Origin of the sequence: Streptomyces sp. NPDC002793, from assembly GCF_040295485.1 — a bacterium.
Classification (GTDB): domain Bacteria; phylum Actinomycetota; class Actinomycetes; order Streptomycetales; family Streptomycetaceae; genus Streptomyces.
Window position 1 is genome coordinate 1 of sequence record NZ_JBEOVL010000139.1, and the last position, 1442, is coordinate 1442.

A 1442-nucleotide genomic window follows, 5' to 3' on the forward strand; every position below is an offset into this window, starting at 1 on the left:
CCGGGAGGTGCCGTCGGAGACGCTGATGAGAGGTCCGGCCACCGTCCGGTCCGGCGCAATGCCGGGCAGTTCGCGGGCGGCAGGTCTGCATAACGTGGATGCGCGAGCACGACACCAACGCCGAGGCCGGCACCGTGAATACCCCTTGGGGAGAGGGAGGGTGACGATGTTCGACACCACTGAGGTGGGCGTCTTCCTGGGCCTGGATGTCGGCAAGAGTGCCCATCACGGTCACGGGCTGACGCCGGTCGGCAAGAAGGTCTTCGACAAGCAGCTGCCCAACAGCGAGCCGAAGCTGCGGGCCGTGTTCGAGAAGCTGGCCGCGAAGTTCGGCACGGTGCTGGTGATCGTGGACCAGCCCGCATCGATCGGGGCTCTGCCCCTGGCCGTGGCCCGGGACGCCGGCTGCCGGGTCGCTTACCTGCCCGGCCTGGCGATGCGCCGGATCGCCGATCTCTACCCTGGCGAGGCGAAGACCGACGCGAAGGACGCCGCAGTCATCGCGGACGCCGCCCGCACTCTGCCCCACACCTTGCGCTCGCTGGAACTGACCGACGAGATCACCGCTGAGCTCACCGTCCTGGTCGGCTTCGACCAAGACCTCGCCGCCGAGGCAACCCGCACCTCCAACCGGATACGCGGCCTGCTCACCCAGTTCCACCCCAGCCTGGAGCGCGTCCTGGGCCCCCGCCTGGACCACCAGGCCGTCACCTGGCTCCTGGAGCGCTACGGGTCCCCGGCCGCGCTGCGGAAGGCGGGCCGACGACGGCTCGTCGAGGTGATCCGGCCGAAGGCGCCCCGCATGGCCGCCCGGCTGATCGACGACGTCTTTGCCGCTCTGGACGAGCAGACCGTCGTCGTTCCCGGCACGGGCACCCTGGACACCGTCATTCCGTCCCTGGCCCGCTCCCTCGGGGCTGTCCACGAACAGCGCCGGGCTCTGGAAGCCCAGATCAACACCCTGCTGGAGGCTCACCCTCTTTCCCAGGTCCTGACCTCGATGCCCGGCGTCGGTGTCAGGACCGCCGCAGTCCTGCTGACCACCATCGGCGACGGCACCAACTTCCCCACCGCCGCCCACCTCGCCTCCTACGCCGGCCTGGCCCCGACAACGAAGTCGTCCGGCACCTCGATCCACGGCGAACACGCACCCCGAGGCGGAAACCGGCAGCTCAAACGGGCCATGTTCCTGTCCGCCTTCGCCTGCATGAACGCCGATCCCGCCTCCCGGACCTACTACGACAAACAACGCGCCCGCGGAAAGACCCACACCCAGGCCCTCCTCCGCCTCGCCCGCCAGCGCATCAGCGTCCTGTTCGCGATGCTCCGCGACGGAACGTTCTACGAGTCCCGAACCCCCGCCGTCACCCTCGCCACATGAACGGGACCGAAACCCCCAAAACCGACAGCGCAGGATTGACGAACGACATAGAGGCACCCCC

1 protein-coding gene is annotated in these 1442 nt (G+C 69.1%); it reads left to right on the top strand.

What is annotated here, in order from left to right; genetic code table 11:
- The first annotated feature begins 166 nt into the window (after window positions 1-166).
- Window positions 167-1381 carry an IS110 family RNA-guided transposase gene (locus ABT001_RS35990; protein ID WP_351285908.1) on the top strand — a complete coding sequence of 405 codons (1215 nt, stop codon included), beginning with the start codon at window positions 167-169 and terminating at the stop codon, window positions 1379-1381.
- Window positions 1382-1442 lie beyond the last annotated feature (61 nt).

Excerpts from the sequence above, each read along its gene's own strand:
- ABT001_RS35990 (WP_351285908.1), top strand. The coding sequence starts at position 167 with ATGTTCGACACCACTGAGGTGGGCGTCTTCCTGGGCCTGGATGTCGGC.